The sequence below is a fragment of the Sulfitobacter sp. 1A13368 genome (assembly GCF_043557275.1).
Taxonomy (GTDB): Bacteria; Pseudomonadota; Alphaproteobacteria; order Rhodobacterales; family Rhodobacteraceae; genus Sulfitobacter; species Sulfitobacter faviae.
Map to the genome: position 1 here is coordinate 493,272 of NZ_JBIFFR010000001.1, position 24,613 is coordinate 517,884.

General features: G+C 62.3%; 23 protein-coding genes. 10 read left to right on the forward strand and 13 right to left on the reverse strand.

Annotated elements, in window-relative coordinates; all coding sequences use genetic code 11:
• Positions 1 to 2 precede the first annotated feature (2 nt).
• Positions 3 to 395 (reverse strand): cytidine deaminase, encoded by a 393-nt coding sequence (locus tag ACGYK4_RS02400; protein WP_394454934.1) that lies wholly within the window; start codon positions 393 to 395, stop codon positions 3 to 5.
• Positions 396 to 616: 221 nt separating this feature from the next.
• Between ACGYK4_RS02400 and ACGYK4_RS02405 the strand changes: the two genes are divergently transcribed.
• Complete coding sequence (locus tag ACGYK4_RS02405; RefSeq protein WP_394433782.1) at positions 617 to 2,890, forward strand: NADP-dependent malic enzyme; 2,274 nt, start codon at positions 617 to 619, stop codon at positions 2,888 to 2,890.
• Between the two features lie 43 nt (positions 2,891 to 2,933).
• On the opposite strand, the gene ACGYK4_RS02410 is transcribed toward ACGYK4_RS02405, so the two are convergent.
• Positions 2,934 to 3,695 carry a MipA/OmpV family protein gene (locus ACGYK4_RS02410; RefSeq protein ID WP_209218232.1) on the reverse strand — a complete coding sequence of 254 codons (762 nt, stop codon included), beginning with the start codon at positions 3,693 to 3,695 and terminating at the stop codon, positions 2,934 to 2,936.
• 190 nt (positions 3,696 to 3,885) lie between these two features.
• On the opposite strand from ACGYK4_RS02410, the gene ACGYK4_RS02415 reads away from it, so the two are divergent.
• The 3 genes from ACGYK4_RS02415 to ACGYK4_RS02425 all read left to right on the forward strand — a co-directional run bounded on the left by ACGYK4_RS02415 (position 3,886) and on the right by ACGYK4_RS02425 (position 8,360).
• A complete protein-coding gene (locus ACGYK4_RS02415; protein ID WP_394454935.1) occupies positions 3,886 to 5,778 on the forward strand; it encodes a propionyl-CoA synthetase in 1,893 nt (630 codons plus the stop codon).
• A gap of 225 nt (positions 5,779 to 6,003) precedes the next feature.
• Positions 6,004 to 7,098, forward strand: a complete 1,095-nt coding sequence (locus ACGYK4_RS02420; protein WP_394454937.1) for a carboxynorspermidine decarboxylase — start codon at positions 6,004 to 6,006, stop codon at positions 7,096 to 7,098.
• Between the two features lie 20 nt (positions 7,099 to 7,118).
• On the forward strand, positions 7,119 to 8,360 hold the full coding sequence (locus ACGYK4_RS02425) for a saccharopine dehydrogenase family protein (RefSeq protein WP_394454938.1): 1,242 nt from the start codon (positions 7,119 to 7,121) through the stop codon (positions 8,358 to 8,360).
• 64 nt (positions 8,361 to 8,424) lie between these two features.
• Here ACGYK4_RS02425 and ACGYK4_RS02430 read toward each other — a convergent pair whose 3' ends face one another.
• Positions 8,425 to 8,622, reverse strand: coding sequence for a CsbD family protein (locus tag ACGYK4_RS02430; protein ID WP_067267282.1), 198 nt, complete (start codon positions 8,620 to 8,622; stop codon positions 8,425 to 8,427).
• A 123-nt stretch (positions 8,623 to 8,745) separates the two neighbouring features.
• Positions 8,746 to 9,507: an NAD kinase gene (locus ACGYK4_RS02435; protein ID WP_067267283.1), complete on the reverse strand. Its 762-nt coding sequence runs from the start codon at positions 9,505 to 9,507 to the stop codon at positions 8,746 to 8,748.
• 181 nt (positions 9,508 to 9,688) lie between these two features.
• Here ACGYK4_RS02435 and glyA point away from each other — a divergent pair, with 181 nt between their 5' ends.
• Complete coding sequence (gene glyA / locus ACGYK4_RS02440) at positions 9,689 to 10,966, forward strand: serine hydroxymethyltransferase (RefSeq protein ID WP_259945921.1); 1,278 nt, start codon at positions 9,689 to 9,691, stop codon at positions 10,964 to 10,966.
• 277 nt (positions 10,967 to 11,243) lie between these two features.
• Positions 11,244 to 11,642 (forward strand): cupin domain-containing protein, encoded by a 399-nt coding sequence (locus ACGYK4_RS02445; protein ID WP_322328270.1) that lies wholly within the window; start codon positions 11,244 to 11,246, stop codon positions 11,640 to 11,642.
• 18 nt (positions 11,643 to 11,660) lie between these two features.
• Here ACGYK4_RS02445 and ACGYK4_RS02450 read toward each other — a convergent pair whose 3' ends face one another.
• Entirely contained in the window at positions 11,661 to 12,035 is a 375-nt protein-coding gene (locus ACGYK4_RS02450; RefSeq protein WP_394454939.1) for a hypothetical protein, read from the reverse strand.
• A gap of 53 nt (positions 12,036 to 12,088) precedes the next feature.
• Here ACGYK4_RS02450 and ACGYK4_RS02455 point away from each other — a divergent pair, with 53 nt between their 5' ends.
• Entirely contained in the window at positions 12,089 to 12,874 is a 786-nt protein-coding gene (locus tag ACGYK4_RS02455) for an alpha/beta fold hydrolase (RefSeq protein ID WP_394454940.1), read from the forward strand.
• A 156-nt stretch (positions 12,875 to 13,030) separates the two neighbouring features.
• Positions 13,031 to 16,390: a carbamoyl-phosphate synthase large subunit gene (carB, locus tag ACGYK4_RS02460; RefSeq protein WP_394454942.1), complete on the forward strand. Its 3,360-nt coding sequence runs from the start codon at positions 13,031 to 13,033 to the stop codon at positions 16,388 to 16,390.
• Positions 16,391 to 16,445: 55 nt separating this feature from the next.
• On the opposite strand, the gene ACGYK4_RS02465 is transcribed toward carB, so the two are convergent.
• From ACGYK4_RS02465 to ACGYK4_RS02475, 3 genes are read right to left on the reverse strand one after another with little or no spacing between them, the layout of a single operon-like run.
• On the reverse strand, positions 16,446 to 17,009 hold the full coding sequence (locus ACGYK4_RS02465) for a TadE/TadG family type IV pilus assembly protein (protein WP_394454943.1): 564 nt from the start codon (positions 17,007 to 17,009) through the stop codon (positions 16,446 to 16,448).
• Positions 17,006 to 17,536, reverse strand: a complete 531-nt coding sequence (locus ACGYK4_RS02470; protein ID WP_067267295.1) for a TadE/TadG family type IV pilus assembly protein — start codon at positions 17,534 to 17,536, stop codon at positions 17,006 to 17,008. The genes ACGYK4_RS02465 and ACGYK4_RS02470 overlap by 4 nt, the downstream gene beginning before the upstream one ends.
• Positions 17,533 to 19,236, reverse strand: a complete 1,704-nt coding sequence (locus tag ACGYK4_RS02475) for a pilus assembly protein TadG-related protein (protein ID WP_394454945.1) — start codon at positions 19,234 to 19,236, stop codon at positions 17,533 to 17,535. Before ACGYK4_RS02475 ends, ACGYK4_RS02470 begins: the two co-directional genes overlap by 4 nt.
• A 416-nt stretch (positions 19,237 to 19,652) precedes the next feature.
• Here ACGYK4_RS02475 and ACGYK4_RS02480 point away from each other — a divergent pair, with 416 nt between their 5' ends.
• Together ACGYK4_RS02480 and ACGYK4_RS02485 are read left to right on the forward strand one after the other, a co-directional pair.
• A complete protein-coding gene (locus tag ACGYK4_RS02480) occupies positions 19,653 to 20,777 on the forward strand; it encodes a beta-ketoacyl-ACP synthase III (RefSeq protein ID WP_394454946.1) in 1,125 nt (374 codons plus the stop codon).
• A gap of 77 nt (positions 20,778 to 20,854) precedes the next feature.
• Complete coding sequence (locus ACGYK4_RS02485) at positions 20,855 to 21,436, forward strand: thymidine kinase (protein ID WP_067267300.1); 582 nt, start codon at positions 20,855 to 20,857, stop codon at positions 21,434 to 21,436.
• On the opposite strand, the gene ACGYK4_RS02490 is transcribed toward ACGYK4_RS02485, so the two are convergent.
• The 5 genes from ACGYK4_RS02490 to ACGYK4_RS02510 all read right to left on the reverse strand — a co-directional run bounded on the left by ACGYK4_RS02490 (position 21,433) and on the right by ACGYK4_RS02510 (position 24,601).
• On the reverse strand, positions 21,433 to 22,383 hold the full coding sequence (locus ACGYK4_RS02490) for a 2-hydroxyacid dehydrogenase (RefSeq protein ID WP_394454947.1): 951 nt from the start codon (positions 22,381 to 22,383) through the stop codon (positions 21,433 to 21,435). The two genes, ACGYK4_RS02485 and ACGYK4_RS02490, sit on opposite strands and share 4 nt — an antisense overlap.
• Entirely contained in the window at positions 22,380 to 22,718 is a 339-nt protein-coding gene (locus ACGYK4_RS02495) for a tRNA-binding protein (protein ID WP_209218245.1), read from the reverse strand. Before ACGYK4_RS02495 ends, ACGYK4_RS02490 begins: the two co-directional genes overlap by 4 nt.
• Complete coding sequence (gene proC, locus ACGYK4_RS02500) at positions 22,711 to 23,526, reverse strand: pyrroline-5-carboxylate reductase (protein ID WP_394454948.1); 816 nt, start codon at positions 23,524 to 23,526, stop codon at positions 22,711 to 22,713. Before proC ends, ACGYK4_RS02495 begins: the two co-directional genes overlap by 8 nt.
• Before the next feature lie 30 nt (positions 23,527 to 23,556).
• Positions 23,557 to 24,057 (reverse strand): YbjN domain-containing protein, encoded by a 501-nt coding sequence (locus ACGYK4_RS02505; RefSeq protein WP_394454949.1) that lies wholly within the window; start codon positions 24,055 to 24,057, stop codon positions 23,557 to 23,559.
• 301 nt (positions 24,058 to 24,358) lie between these two features.
• On the reverse strand, positions 24,359 to 24,601 hold the full coding sequence (locus ACGYK4_RS02510; RefSeq protein WP_067267308.1) for an accessory factor UbiK family protein: 243 nt from the start codon (positions 24,599 to 24,601) through the stop codon (positions 24,359 to 24,361).
• Positions 24,602 to 24,613 lie beyond the last annotated feature (12 nt).

The following is a 24,613-nucleotide window of genomic DNA, read 5'->3' on the forward strand; positions in this document are numbered from 1 at the left end:
GGTTAACCCTGCATATGGGCGGCGCCAAAGGCCCCCGGCAGCAAGTCGCCCATGGTGGTCTGCTGTTCCTTGCCCGCCACGGTCGCCATGGTCACGGATACATCCCCGCCCGAGAATTCCGCGAGTTTCTGGCGGCAGCCGCCGCAGGGCGTCACAGGCATATCGCTGCCCGCCACAACATAGACCTCGGCGATCTCACGCTCGCCCGCCGCGACCATGGCAGCAATCGCGCCCGCCTCGGCGCAGGTGCCCTGCGGGTAGGCGACGTTTTCCACATTGCAGCCACTGAACACCGCGCCCGAGGCGGTGCGGATCGCCGCGCCGACCTTGAAATTCGAATAGGGCGCATGGGCGTTTTCCCGCACCAACATAGCCGCGTCGCGCAAATCAGTCATTAGGCTCTCCCTTTTCTCGGACTATAGAAAATTGCCCCGCCCTGTGCGATGCAAAACCACATGTCGCCTCAATCGCCTCTTAAAGGCCCGCGCAAAATGACCTGCAAGGGCGACGCTGGGGCAAAGCCAACCGGCACCTAGACCGCCCCCGCCAAAAGCCGCTTTGCTTGCGCGCGAAAATTAGTTTAACGCTAAACCATTATTCGGGAGAAGCATAAACGATGTCCGACACCCCCAACCTGCGCCAAGCTGCATTGGATTACCACGAACACCCCCGGCCCGGGAAACTGGAGATCCGCGCGACCAAACCGCTGGCCAATGGCCGCGATCTGGCGCGGGCCTATTCACCGGGCGTGGCCGAGGCCTGCATCGAGATCAAAAACGACCCCGACACCGCCGCGCGCTATACTTCGCGCGGCAATCTGGTGGCCGTGGTCAGCAATGGCACGGCAGTGCTGGGCCTGGGCAATATCGGCGCGCTGGCCTCGAAACCGGTGATGGAGGGCAAGGCCGTGCTCTTCAAGAAATTCGCCAATATTGACTGTTTCGACATCGAGCTTGATCAATCCGACCCCGAGAAACTGGCCGAGATCGTCTGCGCGATGGAGCCGAGCTTTGGCGCGATCAACCTCGAAGACATCAAGGCGCCCGACTGTTTCGTAGTCGAGAAGATCTGCCGCGAGCGCATGAACATCCCCGTTTTCCATGATGACCAGCACGGCACCGCCATCGTCGTCGGCGCTGCGGTCAAGAACGCGCTGCATGTGGCGGGAAAGCGTTTCGAGGACATCAAGATCGTCTCGACGGGGGGCGGGGCTGCGGGCATTGCCTGCCTCAATATGCTGCTGAAACTCGGCGTGAAGCGTGAGAACGTCTGGCTCTGCGACATCAACGGGCTGGTCTATGAGGGCCGGACCGAGGATATGAACCCCAGCAAGGCCGAATATGCGCAGAAATCCGACCTGCGCACGCTGGACGATGTGATCGACGGGGCCGACCTCTTCCTCGGCCTCTCCGGTCCCGGTGTGCTCTCGCCCGAGATGGTGGCGAAGATGGCCAAACGCCCGATCATCTTCGCGCTGGCGAACCCCACGCCGGAAATCCTGCCCGATGTGGCCCGCGCCGTGGCACCGGACGCGATCATCGCCACAGGGCGCAGCGATTTTCCCAATCAGGTCAACAACGTGCTCTGCTTCCCCTTCATCTTCCGGGGCGCGCTGGACGTGGGTGCGACCACGATCAACGACGAGATGAAGATCGCCTGTATCGACGGCATCGCCGCCCTCGCCCGCGCCACCACGAGCGCGGAGGCGGCAGCGGCCTATCAGGGCGAACAGCTGACCTTTGGCGCAGAATATCTGATCCCGAAACCTTTTGATCCGCGCCTCATCGGCGTCGTCTCCTCCGCCGTGGCCAAGGCCGCGATGGAGACGGGCGTGGCCGCGCGGCCCATCGAAGACCTCGACGCCTATAAACGCAAACTCGACGGGTCGGTGTTCAAATCCGCGCTGATCATGCGCCCGGTCTTCGAATCCGCCCGCTCCTCCCCCCGCCGTCTGGTCTTTGCCGAGGGGGAGGACGAACGCGTGCTGCGCGCCGCGCAAGCGATCATCGAAGAGACGGTGGAACGGCCCATCCTCATTGGCCGCCCCGAGGTGATCGAACGGCGCATCGAAAAGGCGGGTCTGAACCTGCAACTGGGCCAAAACGTCGATCTGGTGAACCCCGAGAATGACCCCCGCTACCGCGACTATTGGGAGACCTACCACAGCCTGATGTGCCGCCGCGGCGTCAGCCCCGACATCGCGCGCGCCATCATGCGCACCAACACCACCGCCATTGGCGCGGTCATGGTGCACCGCGGTGAGGCCGACAGCCTGATCTGCGGCACCTTTGGCGAGTTTGGCTGGCACCTCAATTACGTCAACCAAGTGCTGGGCCGCGACGGTTTCCGCCCGCATGGCGCGCTGTCGATGATGATCCTCGAAGACGGGCCGCTTTTTATCGCGGATACCCAAGTGAACCTGCACCCCACCCCCGAACAGATCGCCGAGATCGCCATCGGGGCCGCCCGTCACGTCCGCCGCTTTGGCATCGAGCCGAAAGTGGCGCTCTGCTCACAAAGCCAGTTCGGCAATCAGGGCGAAGGGTCGGGTAAACGTCTGCGCGCGGCGCTGGAGATCCTCGACGCGGGCAACCATGATTTCGTCTACGAAGGTGAGATGAACATCGACACCGCGCTTGATGCCGAACTGCGCGCGCGGCTGCTGCCCTGCAACCGGATGGAAGGGGCCGCCAATGTGCTGGTCTTTGCCCATGCCGATGCTGCCTCGGGCGTGCGCAACATCCTGAAAATGAAGGGCGACGGGCTTGAGGTCGGGCCGATCCTGATGGGGATGGGCAACCGGGCGCATATCGTGTCGCCCTCGATCACCGCGCGCGGTCTGCTGAACGTGGGCGCCATCGCGGGCACGCCGGTCGCGCATTACGGCTAAGGCAAGAGAAAGCGCCGCCCCCCAAAGGGCGGCGCAACGCCGTTTAGAACCGCCAAGTAAAGGCGCGGCTGACGCCAATGCGCATGGTCCACTGATCCTCTGACCCGGCCTGTGTGATCGGGCTGTCGGCAGCGTCATTCAGCAGGCGTTGATAGGCCACGGCCCCTTCCAGCGCCCAAGCGTCATCCAAACGATAGGTCGCCTCAACCTCGACACCAGCGCCGAGCAGACCGCCACCGGCTTCATACGCGGCGAAGTTCGTGGTGGCGGTGTCGACGCCGTAATAGGTGTCAGCATAGGTGTCGTTGCCAAGGCTGAAACGCGGGCCTGCGGTGATGGTCCAACGCTCATCGGGGCGGAAGATCACATCGGCGCCGATGTCGCCAGTCACGCCTTCATGGCCGCCAAAGCCACGGCGCACCTTGCCGAAGACCTGCCAGTTCACCTCGCGGTAGACCACGCCAAAGCCCAGTTCGACCGCCGCGTCGATATCCTCAAGCCCCGCAAGTTCCGCGTGATCGGAACTGTCACGTTCGCCCAGATAGCGGAACGCGCCGGTGAAGCCGAAACCGGTCTTGGGCGCTTCGCCGATGTTGGTGCCGATCTTGCGCCCGCCCCATTCCAGCGAACCGAAGGTAAAGGCCAGATCCGGCGTCGCGCGATAGCTGCTGGCGCCCGGATAATCCGGCGCCGCCCCGACACCGCCGCGGAGGGCGAAGTTGATGCTACGGTCCTGCGCCGCCGCAGGCAGCGCGGCAACAATGGCAAGGCAGGATGCAAGAGGCAGGGAAAGGGCGAGACGCATAATGGCAGGCTCCGGAAAAACAGTGAATTTCCGCCCAATCTAGCATGACGCGGCGCGACTGACAGGAACAATAGCGTTCCGCTTGCCGAAATCTTTCTAAGCGGCCAGAGTGACTGGAAATAATTGCGCGACACTGCACCTATACCCGGCCCGCGGGTTTGCCGCACAGCGCAACAGGAGGAGGAACACCATGGGATATCGCGACACCTACGACCGCTGGAAAGCCGACCCGGAAGCCTATTGGCTAGAGCAAGCCGAAGCGATCGACTGGGACATCGCGCCGACGCGCGCGCTGTTTGACCGGGGCGACCATATCTATGAATGGTTCGCGGATGCCAGTGTGAACACCTGCTACAACGCCGTCGACCGCCATGTCGACCAAGGCAACGGCAAACGCGTAGCGATCATCCATGACAGCCCGATCACCGGCAGCAAATCCACCCTTACCTATGGGGAGTTGCAGGCCCATGTCGCCTCGCTCGCCGGGGCGCTGGTGGCCCAAGGCGTGGAAAAAGGCGACCGCGTGGTGATCTATATGCCCATGGTCCCCGAAGCGGTTGAGGCGATGCTGGCCTGCGCGCGGATCGGCGCGATCCATTCCGTGGTCTTCGGCGGTTTCGCCTCTAGCGAATTGGCGGTGCGGATCGACGATTGCAAACCCAAGGCGATCATCGCCGCCTCCTGCGGGGTGGAGCCATCGCGGGTGGTGGATTACAAACCCCTGCTCGACGGAGCCATTGAACAGGCCAGCCACAAGCCTGAAACCTGCATCATCCTGCAACGCGGCCAGAAACCCTGCGAGTTGAACCCCGAGCGGGACATCGATTGGTACGCCGCCCAAGACGGCGTGCGCCCGGCGCCCTGCGTGCCCGTGGAGGGGAACCACCCGGCCTATATCCTCTATACATCCGGCACCACCGGCGCGCCCAAGGGCGTGGTGCGCCCCACGGCGGGGCATCTGGTGGCGCTGAACTGGACCATGAAAAACGTCTATAACGTCGAACCGGGAGAGGTCTTTTGGGCCGCCTCCGACGTGGGCTGGGTCGTGGGGCACAGCTACATCTGCTACGCGCCGCTGATCGCCGGGAACACCACCGTCGTGTTCGAAGGCAAGCCCGTGGGCACGCCCGATGCGGGCACCTTCTGGCGGGTGATTGAGGAACATGGCGTGGCGAGCTTCTTTACCGCCCCCACCGCCATCCGCGCCGTGAAACGCGAAGACCCCGAGGGCGAAGAGATCAAGAAATACGACCTGTCGAGCCTGCGTGCGCTCTATCTCGCGGGGGAGCGGGCGGACCCCGATACCGTCGAATGGGCGCAGGAGAAACTGAGCAAGCCGGTCTACGATCACTGGTGGCAGACCGAGACAGGCTATACCATCGTCGGCAATCCGGCGGGGCTTGAGGCGCTGCCGGTCAAGGTCGGCTCCCCAACCGTGCCGATGCCGGGCTATGACGTGCAGATCTTGGATGAGCGCGGCGACCCCCTGCCTGCCGGAGAGTTGGGCGCCATCGCCATCAAGCTGCCCCTGCCCCCCGGCACCCTGCCGGGGCTCTGGAACGCCGAAGACCGTTTTCGCAAATCCTACCTCAGCACTTTCCCCGGCTATTACGAGACGGGCGATGCGGGCCGGATTGATGAGGACGGCTATGTCTGGATCATGGCGCGCACCGATGACGTGATCAACGTCGCGGGCCACCGCCTCTCGACCGGCGCGATGGAAGAGGTCTTGGCCGGTCACCCCGACGTGGCGGAATGCGCCGTTGTGGGGGTGAGCGATGAGCTTAAAGGACAGATGCCGGTCGGGTTTCTCTGCCTGACCAAGGGTGTCGACCGCCCGCATGAGGAAATCGTCGCCGAATGTGTCACCCGGATGCGCGACCAGATCGGCCCCGTCGCCGCCTTCAAACAGGCCGTGGTGGTCGACCGCCTGCCCAAGACCCGCTCGGGCAAGATCCTGCGCGCGACGATGGTCAAGATCGCCGATGGGGAGGATTTCAAGACCCCCGCCACCATCGACGACCCGGCGATCTTGGACGAAATCCGCACGGCGCTGAAGGGCATCGGCTACCCGCAGGGCTAACCAAAAATCACATGGCGGTGGACCTTTGCCTGTCCGGCGCTACAGTTACCCCCACAGAAACGCGCGCGCAGCCCAGCCCGCGCGTTTTTTACAATTGCGTTGCTTGCGCAAAATATGCGAAGCGCCCCCGGAAATGCCCCCCGGCGGGGCCAACCACGACAGCACATTCAGTGGGTCTTTTCCTTCCCGGAGCTTGCCCTCCGGCCGCGCAGAAAGGTTTTCGACGTGCAGACACCCTATTACCTGATCGACAAGACCAATCTCCGCGACAATATGGAAAAGATCGCCCGCCTCCGCGCGCTGTCCGGTGCGCGCTGCCTGCTGGCGCTGAAGTGCTTTGCTACATGGTCGGTCTTTGACTTCATGTCCGAGTATATGGACGGCTCGACTTCCTCGTCGCTTTACGAAGTGCGGCTCGGGGCCGAGAAATTCCCCGGCGAGACCCACGCCTATTCGGTCGCCTATGCCGAGCATGAGATCGACGAGGTGTTGGGCCATGCCGACAAGATCATCTTCAACTCCATCGGCCAGCTCGACAAGTTCGATGCGCAATCGCAGGGCCACATCCGCGGGCTGCGGGTGAACCCCGGCGTTTCCACTTCGGACTTTGATCTCGCCGACCCCGCCCGCCCGTTCAGCCGTCTGGGCGAGCATGACCCGGCAGCGATCGACGCGGTCGCCGACCGGATCAGCGGGCTGATGTTCCACAACAATTGCGAGAACGACGACTTCGCCCGTTTCGATGAGATGCTGACCCTGATCGAAGACCGCTTCGGCGCGGTGCTGCACAAGATGGAGTGGATCAGCCTCGGCGGCGGCATCCACTTCACCGGCGAGGGCTACCCGCTCGACGATCTGGCACTGCGGCTCAAGGCCTTTGCCGACCGCTTTGGCGTGCAGGTCTACCTTGAGCCCGGGGAGGCCGCGATCACCGGGGCGGCGACGCTGGAGGTCACCGTGCTCGACACGATGTTCAACGGTAAGAACCTTGCCATCGTCGACAGTTCCATCGAGGCGCATATGCTCGATCTGCTGATCTACCGCGAGCCCGCGAAGGTGAGCCCCGACAGCGGTGACCACGAATGGATGATCTGCGGCAAGTCCTGCCTTGCGGGCGATATCTTTGGCGAGTTCCGCTTCGATGCGCCGCTGAAGGCGGGCGACCGGCTCTCGTTTCAGGACGCCGCCGGTTACACGATGGTCAAGAAAAACTGGTTCAACGGCGTGAAGATGCCCGGCATCGCGGTGCGCGAGTTGGACGGAACCACCCGAATGGTGCGCGATTTCGACTATGACGATTTCGCCGCCGCCCTGTCGTGAAAAGGAAAGAGGTCAACACTATGAAACGCAATGTTCTTATCATCGGCGCGGGCGGCGTCGCACAGGTCGTGGCGCATAAATGCGCGCAGAATAATGACCGTTTGGGTGACTTGCATATCGCCAGCCGCACGGTCTCCAAATGCAAGGCGATCATTGCCAGCGTGCATGAGAAAGGCGCGATGAAACAGGAGGGCGTCTTCAAGGCGCATGAGGTTGACGGCATGGACACCGAGGCCGTCGCCGCGCTCATCAAGGAGACCGGCTGCCAAATCGTGATCAACGTGGGCTCGCCTTTCGTAAACATGACCGTGCTGCAGGCCTGCATCGACACCGGTGCTGCCTATATCGACACGGCGATCCACGAAGACCCGACCAAGATCTGCGAGACCCCGCCGTGGTACGGCAACTACGAGTGGAAGCGCCGCGAGGCCTGCGCCGAAGCGGGGGTGACCGCGATCCTCGGCGCCGGTTTCGATCCCGGCATGGTCAACGCCTTCGCCCGTTTCGCGGTGGATGAATTCATGGATGAGGTCAAATCCATCGACATCGTTGACATCAACGCGGGCAACCACGGCAAATATTTCTCGACTAACTTCGACCCTGAGATCAACTTCCGCGAGTTCACCGGCACGGTCTACAGCTGGCAGGAAGGGGCGTGGCAAGAGAACAAGATGTTCGAAGTGGGCCGCGAATGGGATCTGCCCGTGGTCGGCAAGCAGAAGGCCTATCTGTCGGGCCATGACGAGGTGCATTCGCTTTCCGCGAACTACCCGCAGGCTGACGTGCGCTTCTGGATGGGCTTTGGCGACCATTACATCAACGTCTTTACCGTGCTGCAAAACCTCGGGCTGCTGTCCGAACAGCCGGTGACCACCGCCGAGGGGCTGGAAGTGGTGCCGCTGAAAGTGGTGAAAGCCGTGCTGCCCGACCCGTCGAGCCTTGCGCCGAACTACACCGGCAAGACCTGCATCGGCGATCTGGTGAAAGGCGTGAAGGACGGCGAAGAAGTCGAGGTCTTTGTCTATAACGTCGCCGATCACAAGGACGCCTATAACGAAGTGGGCAGCCAAGGCATCTCCTACACCGCGGGTGTGCCGCCGGTGGCCTTTGCGATGCTGATCGCCGATGGCACCTATGACACCGCCACCATGGTCAATGTCGAAGAGTTGGACCCCAAGCCCCTCTTCGGTCTGCTCGACGACATCGGCCTGCCCACTCGTGTCAAAGACGACAAGGGCGACCGCGCGTGGCACGAGGCTTGAGCCTCTCTTGAAACGCAAAAGGCGACCCTCACTGAGTCGCCTTTTTTAATTCTGCCGACAAAACTCAGTATTTCGCGGCGAAGTCATCAACTTGACGCTCGGCCTCGTCTTTGGCGATGCCATAGCGTTCTTGAATCTTACCCACCAGCTGCTCGCGGTTGCCACGGGCTTCGGCGATTTCGTCATCGGTCAGATCGCCCCATTGCGATTTCACCGCGCCGGTCATCTGGTTCCAATTGCCTTCGATACGGTCCCAATTCATCTTAGGTCTCCTTTCTTCGGCTGTTAAGACGCGGGAGGATCCCGCTCTTGCAGGCTCAACGCTGGCGCGAAGTCAGGGTTCCGGCGGGCGCGAGGTGCGGCGGAAAGGCGCCGCCCTTACCGGTCAGTTGAACTGTTCCGAGATCAACCGCTCTTCCAACCCATGGCCGGGATCGAAGAGGATCCGGTGGCTGACGCTGGGGTCGGACGAGACCTCGACCGTCGTTACATCGCGGTGCGACTGGCCGTCGGCATCGGCCATCACGGGGCGTTTTTGCGGCTCTTGCACATCGAAACGCACCGTGGCCCGTTTCGGCAACAAGGCCCCACGCCAGCGGCGCGGGCGGAAAGCGGCAATCGGGGTCAAAGCCAAAACGTCAGAACCGATGGGCAGGATCGGCCCATGGGCCGAGTAGTTATAGGCGGTGGAGCCCGCAGGCGTCGCCACCAGCGCCCCATCGCAGACCAGTTCCTCCATCCGCTGACGCCCGTCGATCGTGATGCGCAGCTTGGCCGCCTGAGGCCCCGCGCGCAGCAAAGACACCTCGTTGATCGCCAGCGCGGTCGAAATCGTCCCGTCGATATGGGTGGCGCGCATGACCAGAGGGTTGATCACCGCCTCTTCCGCCGCCGCCAACCGCGCTTGCAGGTCGCCCTCTCGGTAGGCGTTCATCAAAAAGCCGATGGTGCCCCGGTTCATCCCATAGACCGGCGCGTCCATGTCTTGGGTGCTGTGCAACGTATGCAGCATGAACCCGTCGCCCCCAAGCGCCACGATCACCTCGGCTTGACGCAGTGGCACATCGCCATAACGCCCGATCAAAGCGGCCCGCGCCGTCTGTGCCACGCTGGCCCGGCTGGCCACAAAAGCGATCTTTAAGGACATGTCAGCAGGCTCATTCCGGCGAAGTTTCCGATCATCGGCGTTTGGGGCCAAAACAATCACATTATTCCGTGCGCCACCAGTGTTGACGCACATATCTTGCAACCTGTCGGTTTACAGCCTTCACCTCAGGCCGGGTTTCCGATAGGCAACACGCGAAACCAGCTCCAATGAGGATCCCCTGATGTCCGATTTCTTCACCAAATCTCTCGCTGATTCCGACCCCGCCCTCGCTGCTGCGATCGATGCCGAACTGGGCCGCCAGCGCGACGAGATCGAGTTGATCGCCAGCGAGAACATCGTTTCGGCTGCGGTGCTTGAGGCGCAGGGCAGCATCATGACCAACAAATACGCCGAAGGCTATCCGGGGCGGCGCTACTATGGCGGCTGTGAGCATGTCGACGTGGCCGAGAACCTTGCCATCGAACGCGCCTGCGCGCTGTTCGATTGTCAGTTCGCCAATGTGCAGCCGAACTCCGGCAGCCAAGCGAACCAAGGTGTCTTCACAGCGCTTTTGCAACCCGGCGACACCATTCTGGGGATGAGCCTTGATGCCGGCGGCCACCTGACCCACGGGGCCAAACCGAACCAGTCGGGCAAATGGTTCAACGCGGTGCAATACGGTGTGCGCAAACAGGACAATCTGCTGGATTACGACCAAGTCGCCGAACTGGCGAAAGAGCATCAGCCCAAGATGATCATCGCCGGTGGCTCTGCCATCCCGCGTCAGATCGACTTTGCCAAGATGCGCGAGATTGCCGACAGCGTGGGTGCCTATCTGCTCGTCGACATGGCGCATTTCGCGGGCCTCGTGGCAGCGGGTGAGCATCCCTCCCCCTTCCCCCATGCGCATGTGGCCACGACCACGACCCACAAGACCCTGCGCGGCCCGCGCGGCGGCATGATCCTGACCAATGACGAGGCGATTTCGAAAAAGATCAACTCCGCCATTTTCCCCGGCATTCAGGGCGGCCCCTTGATGCATGTGATCGCGGCCAAGGCCGTGGCCTTTGGCGAAGCGCAGCAGCCTGAGTTCAAAGCCTATGCCAAACAGGTCATCGCCAATGCGCAGGCGCTGTCGGATCAGTTGATCAAAGGCGGCCTCGACACCGTGACCCATGGCACCGACACCCATGTTGTCTTGGTCGATCTGCGCCCCAAAGGCGTGAAGGGCAACGACACGGAGAAGGCTCTGGGTCGCGCGCATATCACCTGCAACAAGAACGGTGTGCCGTTTGACCCGGAAAAGCCGATGGTGACGAGCGGCATCCGCCTCGGCTCCCCTGCGGGCACGACACGCGGCTTTGGTGAGGCCGAGTTCCGCCAGATCGCCGATTGGATCATCGAAGTGGTCGATGGGCTGGCGGCCAATGGTGCCGATGGCAATGCCGAGGTCGAGGCCAAGGTGAAAGCCGAGGTCGAAGCGCTGTGCCAGCGTTTCCCGATGTATCCGAACCTGTAAGCTCTCTGGCCCTCGCAGCGATGCGGGGGCCACTTTACCCTCCGGCCGGGCGGCGCCCGACCGCGGGTGGGCATCGCAACCTGCGTTCCTACCGCTTTATTTCTCAATCATGATGTGCGGCCAAGGTGATGTGCCCGGCAGCAAAAGCGCCCGCCCATGGGGCGGTCGGGCGCTGCCCGGCGGCGCAAAGCGCCTTGTTTCCGGGCGATCATCGCCAGACAGCCCCCCTTGCCGATCCCCCCTCCCCGCGCCACATTCTTCTGCAAAGGAGAACCACATGATCATTCACCCCAAGGGCAGCCGCCCCTCTGAACCCGGCCCCGACGATTACTTCACCGGAGAGGTCGAGATGACCCCGCTGATCTCGGCCCCGGCCCCTGCCCGCCTGCGCGGCGTGACGGTGACCTTTCAGCCCGGCGCGCGCACGGCATGGCATGTCCACCCTCTGGGCCAGACCCTGATCGTCACCGAAGGCACAGGCCGCGCCCAGACCGAAGGCAGCCCGGTGCAGACGCTGAACAAAGGCGATGTCGTCTGGTTCGGCCCCGGTGAGAAACACTGGCACGGGGCCGCGCCCGACAGCGCCATGACCCATATCGCCCTGCAAGAGGCACAGGTCGGTGAAGCGGTCGAATGGATGGAAAAGGTATCGGACGCGGATTACGACCCGGCCTGAGCCCAAAGGCGCGGCGGCTTACACGTAGCCGCGCCACCAAAGCCAGATCACGAAGCCCACGATGACCACAAGGATGTTGAAGGCCACCCCGGCCAAACGGTCAAGGATGATGCCGCGCCGCCGGGCTTTGGGGTCGATCTCTTTCAAATGCGCTGCAACCCGGTTGAAGGCGGCCCACACCGGGGCATCTTCCAACTGACGGGCAATGTGGGGATTGCCGACCAAATGCTCGGTCTTGCTGAGCAACACCCCGTCACCACGAATGCCGCGCGGCAGTTCCGGCCCGGCGCGGTGAAACGCCTCGCGCAGATCGCGGGCTTTGATGCGCAGCCGATCCTCAAACAGGGGGCGCAGCGCCTCGGCGCGGGTGTTGAAATCTTGCCGGTCAATCATGGGCGCATCTAATCGCTCTGGTCCCCGGGCTGCAATGCCCGTAATTTGCCCGCATGTTGAACTACACCGAATATGGCGAAGCCGCCGCCGACCGCCCGACCCTGCTTATTGTCCATGGCCTCTATGGCTCTGGGCGCAACTGGGGCGTGATCGCCAAACGCCTCGCGGACGCGCGTCATGTCGTCACCGTCGACATGCGCAACCACGGCAGCAGCCCGCATCACGACACCCACAGCTACCCCGAAATGGCGCAGGATCTGGCCGAGGTGATCACGCATCTGGGCGGCCCGGTGGACATCTGCGGCCACTCCATGGGCGGCAAAGCGGTGATGATGCTGGCGCTGACCCGGCCCGACCTGCTGCGTCGCGTGATCGTCGCCGACATTGCGCCCGTCACCTATGGCCACACGCAGCAGATGTTCATCGACGCCATGCGCGGCGTGGACCTAAGCGAAGTCGAGCGCCGCTCGGACGCCGAGGCGCAATTGGCCGAGGCGGGGGTGGAGCGCGCGTTGCAGAGCTTTTTCACCCAATCGCTCGACCTGCCCGGCAAGCGCTGGCGGCTGAACCTCGACGCGCTTGAGGCGGAGATGCCCAAGATCATCGGCTGGCCCGAGGATGTGACCGGCCAGTTCGTGGGGCCGACCCTGTTTCTGTCGGGCGGTGCCTCGGACTATGTGCAGCCCGAACATCGCGATGCGATCAAGGCGCTGTTCCCACAAGCGCGCTTTGCCAAAATCCCCGGCGCGGGGCATTGGCTGCACGCAGAGAAACCGCGCGAGTTCGAAGCCACGCTGCGCATCTTTCTAAACGCCGAAGGGGTCGCGCCCGCGGGCTGACCGCTTCCGCCCCGGCGGATCGCCCTTGCATAGCGCCCGCAAAGGTTGAACCGGCGGCCCCGCCCTTATTTCTGGGGCCGTCAAAGCCATTCCCCCCTTGCAGCCCGTGCCGCCATCCCTATAAGGCAGGACAATTTGCAAAATTAGGGGGCCGCCATGCCGAAACGTACCGACATCCAGTCGATCATGATCATTGGTGCGGGGCCGATTGTCATCGGACAAGCCTGCGAGTTCGACTATTCCGGCGCCCAAGCCTGTAAAGCGCTGAAAGAGGAAGGCTACCGCGTCATCCTCGTCAACTCCAACCCGGCCACGATCATGACCGACCCCGGGCTCGCCGACGCCACCTATATCGAGCCCATCACGCCCGAAATCGTCGCCAAAATCATCGAAAAAGAACGCCCTGACGCGCTGCTGCCCACCATGGGCGGCCAGACCGGGCTGAACACCTCGCTCGCGCTCGAAGAAATGGGCGTGCTAGAAAAATTCGGCGTCGAGATGATCGGGGCCAAGCGCGAGGCCATCGAGATGGCCGAAGACCGCAAGCTGTTCCGCGAAGCGATGGACCGTCTGGGCATCGAAAACCCCAAGGCCACCATCGTCACCGCCCCCATGCGCGAAGACGGTAAGAAAGACCTCGCCGCCGGCGTGAATCTCGCGCTCGAAGCGCTTGAATACGTCGGCCTGCCCGCGATCATCCGCCCCGCCTTCACCATGGGCGGCACCGGCGGCGGCGTGGCCTACAACCGCGAGGATTATGAGTTCTACTGCCGTTCGGGCATGGATGCCTCGCCCATGGGCCAGATCCTCGTCGATGAATCGCTGCTCGGCTGGAAGGAGTACGAGATGGAGGTGGTGCGCGACACCGCCGACAACGCGATCATCGTCTGCTCCATCGAGAACATTGATCCGATGGGCGTGCACACCGGCGACAGCATCACCGTGGCTCCGGCGCTGACACTCACGGACAAAGAATACCAGATCATGCGCAACCACTCCATCGCGGTGCTGCGCGAGATCGGGGTGGAGACCGGTGGTTCCAACGTGCAATGGGCGGTGAACCCTGCCGATGGCCGCATGGTGGTGATTGAGATGAACCCGCGCGTGTCGCGCTCTTCCGCGCTGGCGTCCAAGGCCACGGGCTTCCCCATCGCCAAGATCGCCGCAAAGCTCGCCGTGGGCTTCACGCTGGATGAGCTCGACAACGACATCACCGGCGTCACCCCCGCCTCCTTCGAGCCGACCATCGACTATGTGGTCACCAAGATCCCGAAATTCGCCTTCGAGAAATTCCCCGGCGCCGAGCCGAACCTGACCACCGCGATGAAATCGGTGGGTGAGACCATGGCCATTGGCCGCACCATCCACGAGAGCCTGCAAAAGGCGCTGGCGTCGATGGAATCGGGCCTCACAGGCTTTGACGAAGTCGAAATCGCTGGCCTTAACAGTGACTTGCCCGGCGACGCGCCCGAGAATATGGCGGCACTCATCAAAGCCGTGTCGGCGCCCACGCCCGACCGGATGCGCACCATCGCCCAAGCGATGCGCCACGGCATGTCCGACGACGATCTGCACGCGCATACGATGTTCGACCCGTGGTTCCTTGCCCGCATCCGCGAGATCATCGAGGCCGAGGAAGGCGTTCGCGCAAACGGCTTGCCAAGCGATGCCGATACCTTCCGCGAGCTGAAAATGATGGGCTTCACCGACGCCCGCCTCGCCATGCTGACCGACAGCCGCGAGGCACAGGTCCGCGACGCGCGGCTGGCGCTTGGCGTCAAGGCCGTGTTCAAACGCATCGACACCTGCGCCGCCGAGTTCGAGGCGCAGACACCCTACATGTACTCCACCTATGAGACCCCGCTGATGGGCGAGGCGGAATGCGAGGCGCGGCCTTCGGACCGCAAGAAGGTCGTCATCCTCGGCGGTGGCCCGAACCGGATCGGTCAGGGCATCGAGTTCGACTATTGCTGCTGTCACGCCTGCTACGCGCTGACGGATGCGGGCTATGAGACCATCATGGTCAACTGCAACCCCGAGACGGTTTCGACTGACTATGACACCTCGGACCGCCTGTATTTCGAGCCGCTTACCTTTGAGCATGTCATGGAAATCCTGCGCGTCGAGCAGGAGAACGGCACGCTACACGGCGTCATCGTCCAGTTCGGCGGCCAGACCCCCTTGAAGCTTGCCAATGGTTTGCAAGAAGCGGGCATCCCGATCCTCGGCACCACGCCCGACATGATCGATCTGGCCGAAGACCGTGAGCGTTTCCAGCAGCTTGTGCTGAACCTCGGCCTGAAACAGCCGCGCAATGGCATCGCCCATTCCGATGCAGAGGCGATGGAGATCGCCAAGGAAATCGGCTTCCCGCTGGTGATCCGCCCCTCCTACGTGCTGGGCGGCCGTGCGATGGAGATCGTCCGCGATCAGGCCAGCCTTGAGCGCTACATCACCACCGCCGTCGTCGTCTCGGGCGACAGCCCGGTGCTGCTCGACAGCTACCTGTCGGGCGCGGTGGAGCTTGACGTCGACGCGCTCTGCGACGGCGAGAATGTCCATGTGGCGGGCATCATGCAGCACATCGAAGAGGCGGGCGTCCACTCCGGCGACAGCGCCTGTTCACTGCCGCCCTACTCCCTCCCGCGTGAGGTGATCGAAGAGGTCGAAGAGCAGACCCGCGCGCTGGCCAAGGCGCTCAACGTCGTAGGCTTGATGAACATCCAGTTCGCGGTGAAGGACGGCGAGATTTACCTCATCGAGGTGAACCCCCGCGCCTCGCGCACCGTGCCCTTCGTGGCCAAGGCGACCGATAGCGCCATCGCCTCGATCGCCGCGCGGATCATGGCAGGTGAGCCGCTTTCGAACTTCCCGCAGCGCCCCGCCTACCCCGATCAGGCCGCCTATGAAGACACGCTGCCCTTGGGCGACCCGATGACGCTGGCCGACCCCAACATGCCGTGGTTCTCGGTCAAAGAAGCCGTGCTGCCCTTCGCCCGTTTCCCCGGCGTCGACACGCTGCTGGGGCCAGAAATGCGCTCCACCGGTGAGGTCATGGGCTGGGACCGCGACTTCCCCCGCGCCTTCCTCAAGGCGCAGATGGGCGCGGGCAACCCGCTGCCGCGCAAGGGCTGCGCTTTCCTGTCGGTCAAGGATGCGGATAAGGGCCAGAACATGCTGGATGCGGCGAAAATTCTGCTGGACCAAGGCTTTACCCTCATCGGCACCCGTGGCACGGCGGAATGGCTCACCGCCAATGGCCATGCCTGCGATGTGGTGAACAAGGTCTATGAGGGGCGCCCCGACATCACCGATATGATGAAGAACGGCGAGGTGCATCTGGTGATGAACACCACCGAAGGCGCGCAGGCGGTCGAAGACAGCAAGTCGATCCGCTCCATCGCGCTCTATGACAAGATCCCCTATTTCACCACCGCCGCAGGCGCCCATGCCGCCGCCTTGGCGATCAAGGCGCAGGCCGAGGATGCGATCGGCGTGAAAGCGCTTCAGGGATAAGAAAAAGGGGCTGCCCATCGGGCAGCCCCTTTCGCATTTGGGCATCGGTGCCCGCTTAGCTGATGATGCACCGGATCCAGCAAAGCTGAGGCGCGAAACGCATCCGCGTGGCATGCGAGACGTTGACCTCCGTGCCCTCCAAGCCGATCTGCGCAATCGGCTCGTGCATGAAAGAAGTCTCCACCAGCACCAGACGGTCACCATTGGCCATCAGCGGCACCCGCTCGCGCGAAAGCCCCGCGATAAAGTCGAGATCGAGCAGGCTGTCCAGCCCGATGCCTTGCGAGAAATCCACCGCCAAAATCCGGCGGTCCAGACTGTCGCAATTCAGAATGCACCGCACCTGCGTGACGCGCAGAGAGACTTCGTAACCGGTGAGTTGCTCCGCCACCGATTGCAGGCCCAAGAGATCAGCGGCGTTGATCGGCGTCGTCTGCCGCGACAGGCTGTCGGCGATGACGGCGGTGGCATCGGTCGCCATCCCGCGGACCCGAAAGGCATCGGTAAAGGTCAGCATCGCCATGATCGACCAGACCAACAACGGCAGCAGAACCAGAAAGGCAATCGTCTGGCTGCCCTCTTCCGACCGGACGAAACCTTTGAATACGCCCCCCCTCATCCGCGCGGCTCCGTCACGAAAGCGGTGGTGACCCGCACGCCATATGTGCCATCCGACCCTTCGGGCAATTTCCGGCCCAAGCCTGTCCCCGGCAAAAGCGGATCGAACAAACGACAGACCCGCATCATCATCAGGTTGTTCTGCTGACCGGGCAGAAAGCCATTTGCCGGGTCGAAATCCTCATCCCGGTCAACACAGGGGGCAGCCCCGCTCAGATCAGCCCAGTCGGCAATCGGCATGGCCCGCATCTCGATCCGGATATTCTCGATGCAGCCCGCATCGAAAACCGACCGCTCACAAATCAGCGCCTTCATCGCGTCATAGCCTGGCACAGAACCGGTGGCCAAACGCACGTCCCGCACGGCCAAATTCGTGGCCCGGCGCAGCATGATCTCACGCGCGCTCCACAGGCCCGTCTCAAGCGCGAGGAAGAAGAAGTAAAAGACGAGCGGCAAAAGGATGACGAACTCGATGGTGACCCCGCCCGCCTCGGACCGGCGAAAGCGGTCTTTGACGAAGCGGATCATTTCGTCAGCCTCAACATAGAGATGGACGCCGCGATCATGTCGAAGGCGGTTTGGATTTCGAGACCCTGAACGTCGAAGTAATGGGCCTCGGAAGAGGCGCAGTCTTTCAGAAGGCTGAGGGAGTTGGTGCTGTCGACATCCATGCCGATGGAATAGACCACGACGCCAGCCGTGTTCGCGACGCCGCAGATTTGACGCAGGCGGCGGTCTTTCTCGTTCGCGCTGATGGTGTCGTGCATGTTGTTCCAAAAACTATTCGCGCGCGAACTCCAAGTCTGCGATCCGCCCCACCAACTTGTCGTCCGCCGTCGGCCATAGAGGTTATAGCCGTAGTAATAAGGGGACATCTCGGCCCAAACCTCGGGCCAGTCGAGCCGTTCTTCCTGCCCTTGATCCCTATAGTCCCGTAGACTGGGGTGGTTGAGCAGCGTGTAATCATCCCACCTACGATCAGAGCCCCAAGGGTGGGTCGCATAAAAGTAGTCTTCAGGATAGGAATTATCCCCGTCGTATTCGTTGGAGCGTTCGGCAGATTCCACTGTATAGAACACCACCGACCCGTAATCGGTGCGGATCACATCCGACTCGCCAGAGGCATACTCAGGCTCAAGACGGTATTCCGGAAAGTTCTCACCATCCGTCATCAGCACCAGAACCTTCATGCTGTTATCAGCCCCGTGCGGGTGCGGGCGGCCTTGAAACTCCTGCGGGACCAGACCGGCGTCGATCAAGCCGCTCACCGGCCCCTGTGCGGAGGGGTCAAGCAAGGCCAGCCCCCACTTCGCACCAACGTCGATCGACGTCGACCCTTCGGCGGTCAAAGCGAGGATTTGCGATCTCAGCGCCGCGACCGAGTCTGACAGAGGAGTAATTTCAAAACCTGCGTCTTTACGGCAAACCCATTGGCCCCTTTCCTGGTTGGAACTCGACATGCTCTGGAACTGGAAGTGCCCTGTCCGTTGCATCTGTTGTTGGGGGTCGATCGCCAAGGAACCATAGTCATTCCCATCGAAATCCACGCAGTGGGAATAGCTATGTTCGGTGGTTGTCGAATATTGGCCCAGCAGAGCTTCTCCCGCATTTACCTTGGTCGAATAGGGAATGATCGAAATCGATACGCGTCCCTCTTCGGTATCGCTTAGGATCGTATCGACAAAGTCGATGGCCGCATTCTTCAGCAGGGTCAACTTGATCCCGCTCCGGTCGCTGGTCCTCTCCCCCATCGACCCCGACACATCCAACACCAGCGAAATCTCGATGTCCTCAACCCGTTCGGTCGCCTCAGAACTGATCGTCATCCCGAGTGAATCGATGTCGAAAAACCGGAAGAAATAGGTGTTCAGCCCGGCAGGGAGCGAGGCTTCGACGGTGCGCCCCACCAGAATGCCGCCGATCTTTTCTTCGCTCGAGTCGATCACCACCTCGGAAGGATCGAGCCCCGCCGATGTCAGGTAGCTGCGCACGACCTCTTCAGGGTCGAGGTCTTGCGACAGGCTCGCCGCGGCCAGCACGGCATTGTCGAGATGGGTCTGAAAGGTGGTCCGCGTCCGCTCGTGGTTCGCCAGATCCACGGCCAGCCCGCCAAAGATCGTGATCCCGAAAAACACGACCAACATGAGGACCAGCATGCCGCCGCCCTCGTCCTTGCGAAAACGCTTTGCCCGCTCGCAAAGCATTCGACTGATAATACTGCGCCTCATGACACCTCTCTTTTTCGGAGGTTGAATCCGTAAGCAAATTCTGTGCTTTAGGCTGCGGCATCCGCGGATGGTGGACCTGTAAATCACGCGCCGGAGGGGCCGCTGCCTCAAAAAAACCCTGACTGTTCTCGTTCAATTAATGATTGCTAATGCTCAATCACTGCGCGCTTCCGGTTGCATAGTCAAGCCAGCGCGCGGGGGCCGGGGCGATCAAAATTCGCAACTGTAGCGGCATTCACACGTCTGCCCCGTCAAAGCCGTGGCAAGTCCTGCGCGGTTTCGCTAAAGTATGGAACCTGCACCTTGCTGCCCCCTGCATCAAAGTGCACCGACATGACAACGGCCCTTGCAATTCGCCCGGGGCTGCTCAGCTTTATCAGACCAGCCATGCCGTTGGAGAGAAAGGGATCACACCGATGTATCAAGCCGCCATCACCGGTACGGGCGTTTTCACGCCGCAGCAAACCATCACCAACGCCGAACTGGTCGAAGCCTTCAACGCCTATGCCGACCTCTACAATGCCGAAAATGCCGAGGCGATCGAAGCGGGCACCCTAGAGGCCAAGGCGCATTCCTCGGAAGAGTTCATCGTCAAAGCCAGCGGCATCGAACAGCGCTATGTCATGGATAAATCCGGCGTGCTGGACCCCAATGTGATGCACCCCCTGCTGCGCCAGCGCGCGGATGAGGAACCTTCCCTCATGGCCGAAATGGCCATTGATGCCGCGCAAAAGGCGCTCGCCGCCGCTGGAAAGAGCGCCGAGGATGTGGACGCGGTGATCTGCGCCGCCTCCAACCTCGAGCGCGCCTATCCTGCCGTGGCCATCGAGATTCAGAAGCTTCTTGGCGTGAAGGGCTTTGCCTTCGATATGAACGTCGCCTGTTCTTCGGCCACTTTCGGCATTCAGGCAGCGGCGGATATGATCCGCTCCGGCTCCATCCGCTCCGCCCTCGTGGTGAACCCCGAGATTTGCTCAGCCCACCTCGAATGGCGTGACCGCGATTGCCACTTCATCTTTGGTGACGTGGCCACCGCCACGCTGCTGGAACGCGCCGAAGATGTCGACGGCCCCTGTTTCGACGTTATCTCGACCCGCTGCGCGACCGAATATTCCAACAACATCCGCAACAACAACGGCTTCCTCCGCCGCTCCCGCCCCGATGGGCTGAGCGACCGGCGCGATATGCAGTTCATGCAGAATGGGCGCAAAGTGTTTAAGGAAGTGTTACCCATGGTGGCCGACCATATCGGCGGGCATATGGCCGACAACGGGTTGGAGTCCGCCGACCTCAAGCGCATCTGGCTGCATCAGGCCAATAAGTCGATGAACGATTTCATCGGGCGCAAAGTGCTGGGGCGGGAGCCTGAGCCGGGCGAACAGCCCAACATTCTTCAGGACTACGCCAACACCTCCTCCGCCGGGTCGATCATCGCTTTCGCCAAGAACTCCGACGATCTGGAAGACGGCGACACTGGACTGATCTGCTCCTTCGGGGCGGGCTATTCCGTAGGCTCCGTCATCGTCAAAAAGCGCGGCTAACCCGCGGCGCCCGGCCCTAAGATCAGGGCGGGGTTTGCATCTTGATCCGCTGTCATGGGCGGCGTAACACCCTGCCCATGGCAAAGCTCTACTTCAATTACTCCACCATGAACGCCGGTAAATCCACGGTGCTGCTTCAAGCGGCGCATAACTATGTGGAACGCGGCATGGTGCCCTTTTTGCTCACCGCGCAGTTCGACAACCGCGCGGGCGAAGGGCGCATCGCCTCCCGCATCGGCATTGGGCAAGAGGCCGATACTTTCGCCCCGGGCGAAGACCTTTTGGCCAAGATCGAAGCCCGGTTGGAGCAAGGCCCCTGCGCCTGTATCTTTGTCGATGAGGCGCAGTTTCTGGAGGTCGAGCAGGTCTGGCAACTGGCCCGTGCGGTGGATGATCTGGGCGTGCCAATCATGTGTTTTGGCCTTCGCGTCGATTTCCGGGGTGAGCTTTTCCCCGGCTCCGCCACCCTGCTGGCGCTGGCCGATGAGATGCGCGAAGTGCGCACCATTTGCCATTGCGGCAAGAAGGCCACGATGGTCGTGCGCCGCGACGCCGAAGGGCAAGCGATGCGGGACGGCGCGCAGGTGCAGATCGGCGGGAACGAGACCTATGTCTCGCTCTGCCGCAAACACTGGCGCGCCGCTGTGGGCGACGGTTAAACCCGGTTCGGCGGGGTCTCTCCGTCGATGAAGGCTTGCAGATTGGCCACCGCCATCAGCCCCATATCGACACGGACTTCATGCGCCGCCGTGCCGAGATGCGGCAGCAGCACAGCATTGTCGAGATCACGCAGCGCCTGCGGCACCTTGGGCTCGAACTCATAGACATCCAAACCCGCACCGCCAATGCGCCCCGCTTGCAGGGCTTCGATCAAGGCGGCCTCCTGCACCACATCGCCGCGGGCGATGTTGATCAGATGGGCATGGGGCTGCATCGCGCCGAGAACGGTTTCATCGATCAGATGCCGCGTCTCGCCGCCGCCGGGCACGGCGATGACGAGCACATCCACGGCTTCGGCCAGCGCGGGCAGGCTTTCGACACGGGTGGCGGGAAAATCGAGGTCTTTCTCACTGCGGTTGAAATAGCTGACCTGCATTTCGAAACCATAATGGCAGCGCCGCGCGATGGCCTGCCCGATCCGGCCCATGCCAACGATGCCGACCCGTTTGCCGGTCAAATGCAAACCCAGCATCTGCGTCGGGTGCCAACCGGCCCAAGCGCCGGAGCGGACCAGCCGCTCCCCTTCGGCAGCGCGGCGGGCGGACATGAGCATGAGCGTCATGGCGACATCCGCCGTGGCATCGGTGACGGCGCCGGGCGTGTTGGTCACCTCCACCCCCGCCGCGCGGGCCGCTGCCGCGTCGATGTGGTTATAACCGACGCCGAAATTGGCGAGGATCTTGCAGCGCGGCTCGGGCACATCGGCAAAAACCTCGGCCGAGAAAGCATCCCCCAGGGTCGGCATCACCCCGTCATAGTCGCGCAGCGCGGCGCGCATTTCTTCGCCCGAAAGCGGCGCGGTTTCCTCGCGCACCGTCACTTCGCAGCCCTTCAACGCTTCGGTGACTTCCTTGGGCAAAGGCCTGGCAATCAATATCTTTTTCAATGCATCCGCCCTCCTTCGGGCACTTTTTGATCGGGCGACAAAAGCACGATCTCTCCGTCCTTGTCGGGCAGGCCGAGCACCAGCACCTCGGACATGAAAGGCCCGATCTGGCGCGCGGGGAAGTTAACCACGGCCACGACCTGCCGCCCCACCAGCGTCTCCGGCGTATAATGCGCGGTGATCTGGGCCGAGGTCTTACGCTCGCCGATCTCCTCGCCGAAATCTACCCAGAGTTTGATCGCCGGTTTCCGCGCTTCGGGGAAGGCTTCGGCCCGGGTCACGGTGCCGACGCGAATATCGACCTTCAGGAAATCGTCGAAAGTGATCTCAGCCATTGGCCAGCTCCCGCGATCTGTCCGCCGCGGCGGCAACCGCGCGTTTCAGCAAGAACGGGAAACCGTCGGCCTCATCCATCAAAACCTCAAGCGCCGCTTGGGTCGTGCCATTGGGGCTGGTGACGTTGACGCGCAGCTGGGCCGGGTCCTCTTCAGCCTGCATCGCCAGCGCCCCTGCCCCGGCGACCGTCGCCTTGGCCAATTGCATCGCCAATTCCTCGGGCAGGCCTTGGGCCACACCGGCGGCGGCCATGCATTCGATCATGTGAAAGACATAGGCCGGGCCCGAGCCGCTGACCCCAGTAACCGCGTCGATCTGCGCCTCTTCGGTCAGGCGGACGACCTCACCCACCGCGCTTAATAGCGTTTCGGCTTCATCCAAAGACCGGCTGCCCGCCTTGGCGTTGCCGACGATGGCGGTGATCCCTCTGGAGATGGCAGCAGGCGTGTTGGGCATGGCCCGCACAATGGGCGTGTCGCCGCCGAGGACGCTTTCGAAATAGCCGATGGTCGTGCCCGCCGCGACGCTGACGAACAGCGTCTCACCATTGCCCATCGCCTGAAGCGTCGGCAGCGCATCCGACATCATCTGCGGTTTGACCGCCACCAGCACCACTGCCGGCGCGGCAGGCAGATCGGCGTTCAGGTTTACGCCGGTGCCTTGCAGCCAATCGGACGGTTTCGGGTCCACGACCCAAACCGAGCTTGCCGGCAGCCCCTGCGCCAGCCAGCCTTCCAACATGGCCGATCCCATTTTGCCACAGCCCAGCAAAACCAGACCGTCGCGTGCCACTCTCCCGTCTTTCATCCTATCCCCCGAAGTTGTTCGGGGACTTTGTTACGCCCGGCCGTAAGCCTCTGCAATGGCGACGTCCATCGCGGCCTTTGGGGATTGATCGCCCCAAACGAGCAATTGCAGCGCAGGATAGTAGCGTTCCGCGCTCATGACGGCGGCACCGATCATCGTGTCGATCTGCTCTGGCCCCGCGACCTGTCCGCCCGCCAAAACCAGCCCGTAGCGGTAGACCATCAACTGCTGATCGGCCCAAAAGCTGAAGACCCCCGCCCAGCATTGATCGTTGACGAGGTTTAACAATTCGTAAAGTTCCGGCAGTTTTTCAGCCGGAGGCTCCATCTCGAAGGTGCAGATCAGCCGCAGCGTTTCGTCGTAAGCTGACCATGCCAGCGTGATCGAATAGGTCCGCCACTGCCCCTCGACCGCCATGGCGATCTGGTCATCCGCCACGCGGTCGAATTCCCAATCGTGATGGGCCGCGAGATTTTCAACGATATCAATGGGGTGGATTTCTTCTTCAAGGTAATGCTCGGACAGGGCCATTTCGCCACCTCTCAATCTGTTCCACGGGGCGGGACTTGGCCCACCATGCATGGAAGCCTGCACAAATAGGCGTGTAGGTTCACATCACCTATACAATATATGGTGCTTGCAGCGGAACAGTCTGGCAAGTTTTTTCTTGGGGATAACCACAATTGATAGGGGATAACCGCAATAACTTGTGGGTAAATCGCGGAAATCGTCTATAAATTGGAGGGAGAGGGCGCGACGGGCCGCAAACGGCCTCTGTCCACGCGGGGGATCGCCGCCCCGGCCTGGGGCGGCTGATCGAATTCTATCGGGTTCAGTCTTTGGCTTCGAGCTTGTCGAGCCGCGCTTTCAGCGCTTCGTTCTCTTCGCGGGCCTTCTGCGCCATGGCACGCACCGCGTCGAACTCCTCACGGGTGACGAAATCACGATCGGCGAGCCAGCGGTCGAGCATTCCCTTGAAGGCGGTCTCGGCCTCATCCTTGGCGCCCTGAGCGACGCCCATCGCGTTTGTCATCATCTGTGAAACATCGTCGAAAAACTTATTGCGGGTCTGCATGTCTGGCCTCCG

Coding starts and splice junctions, on each gene's coding strand:
- ACGYK4_RS02400 (WP_394454934.1), bottom strand. CDS start 395: ATGACTGATTTGCGCGACGCGGCTATGTTGGTGCGGGAAAACGCCCAT.
- ACGYK4_RS02405 (WP_394433782.1), top strand. CDS start 617: ATGTCCGACACCCCCAACCTGCGCCAAGCTGCATTGGATTACCACGAA.
- ACGYK4_RS02410 (WP_209218232.1), bottom strand. CDS start 3,695: ATGCGTCTCGCCCTTTCCCTGCCTCTTGCATCCTGCCTTGCCATTGTT.
- ACGYK4_RS02415 (WP_394454935.1), top strand. CDS start 3,886: ATGGGATATCGCGACACCTACGACCGCTGGAAAGCCGACCCGGAAGCC.
- ACGYK4_RS02425 (WP_394454938.1), top strand. CDS start 7,119: ATGAAACGCAATGTTCTTATCATCGGCGCGGGCGGCGTCGCACAGGTC.
- ACGYK4_RS02430 (WP_067267282.1), bottom strand. CDS start 8,622: ATGAATTGGGACCGTATCGAAGGCAATTGGAACCAGATGACCGGCGCG.
- ACGYK4_RS02435 (WP_067267283.1), bottom strand. CDS start 9,507: ATGTCCTTAAAGATCGCTTTTGTGGCCAGCCGGGCCAGCGTGGCACAG.
- glyA (WP_259945921.1), top strand. CDS start 9,689: ATGTCCGATTTCTTCACCAAATCTCTCGCTGATTCCGACCCCGCCCTC.
- ACGYK4_RS02445 (WP_322328270.1), top strand. CDS start 11,244: ATGATCATTCACCCCAAGGGCAGCCGCCCCTCTGAACCCGGCCCCGAC.
- ACGYK4_RS02450 (WP_394454939.1), bottom strand. CDS start 12,035: ATGATTGACCGGCAAGATTTCAACACCCGCGCCGAGGCGCTGCGCCCC.
- ACGYK4_RS02455 (WP_394454940.1), top strand. CDS start 12,089: ATGTTGAACTACACCGAATATGGCGAAGCCGCCGCCGACCGCCCGACC.
- carB (WP_394454942.1), top strand. CDS start 13,031: ATGCCGAAACGTACCGACATCCAGTCGATCATGATCATTGGTGCGGGG.
- ACGYK4_RS02465 (WP_394454943.1), bottom strand. CDS start 17,009: ATGAGGGGGGGCGTATTCAAAGGTTTCGTCCGGTCGGAAGAGGGCAGC.
- ACGYK4_RS02470 (WP_067267295.1), bottom strand. CDS start 17,536: ATGATCCGCTTCGTCAAAGACCGCTTTCGCCGGTCCGAGGCGGGCGGG.
- ACGYK4_RS02475 (WP_394454945.1), bottom strand. CDS start 19,236: ATGAGGCGCAGTATTATCAGTCGAATGCTTTGCGAGCGGGCAAAGCGT.
- ACGYK4_RS02480 (WP_394454946.1), top strand. CDS start 19,653: ATGTATCAAGCCGCCATCACCGGTACGGGCGTTTTCACGCCGCAGCAA.
- ACGYK4_RS02485 (WP_067267300.1), top strand. CDS start 20,855: ATGGCAAAGCTCTACTTCAATTACTCCACCATGAACGCCGGTAAATCC.
- ACGYK4_RS02495 (WP_209218245.1), bottom strand. CDS start 22,718: ATGGCTGAGATCACTTTCGACGATTTCCTGAAGGTCGATATTCGCGTC.
- proC (WP_394454948.1), bottom strand. CDS start 23,526: ATGAAAGACGGGAGAGTGGCACGCGACGGTCTGGTTTTGCTGGGCTGT.
- ACGYK4_RS02505 (WP_394454949.1), bottom strand. CDS start 24,057: ATGGCCCTGTCCGAGCATTACCTTGAAGAAGAAATCCACCCCATTGAT.
- ACGYK4_RS02510 (WP_067267308.1), bottom strand. CDS start 24,601: ATGCAGACCCGCAATAAGTTTTTCGACGATGTTTCACAGATGATGACA.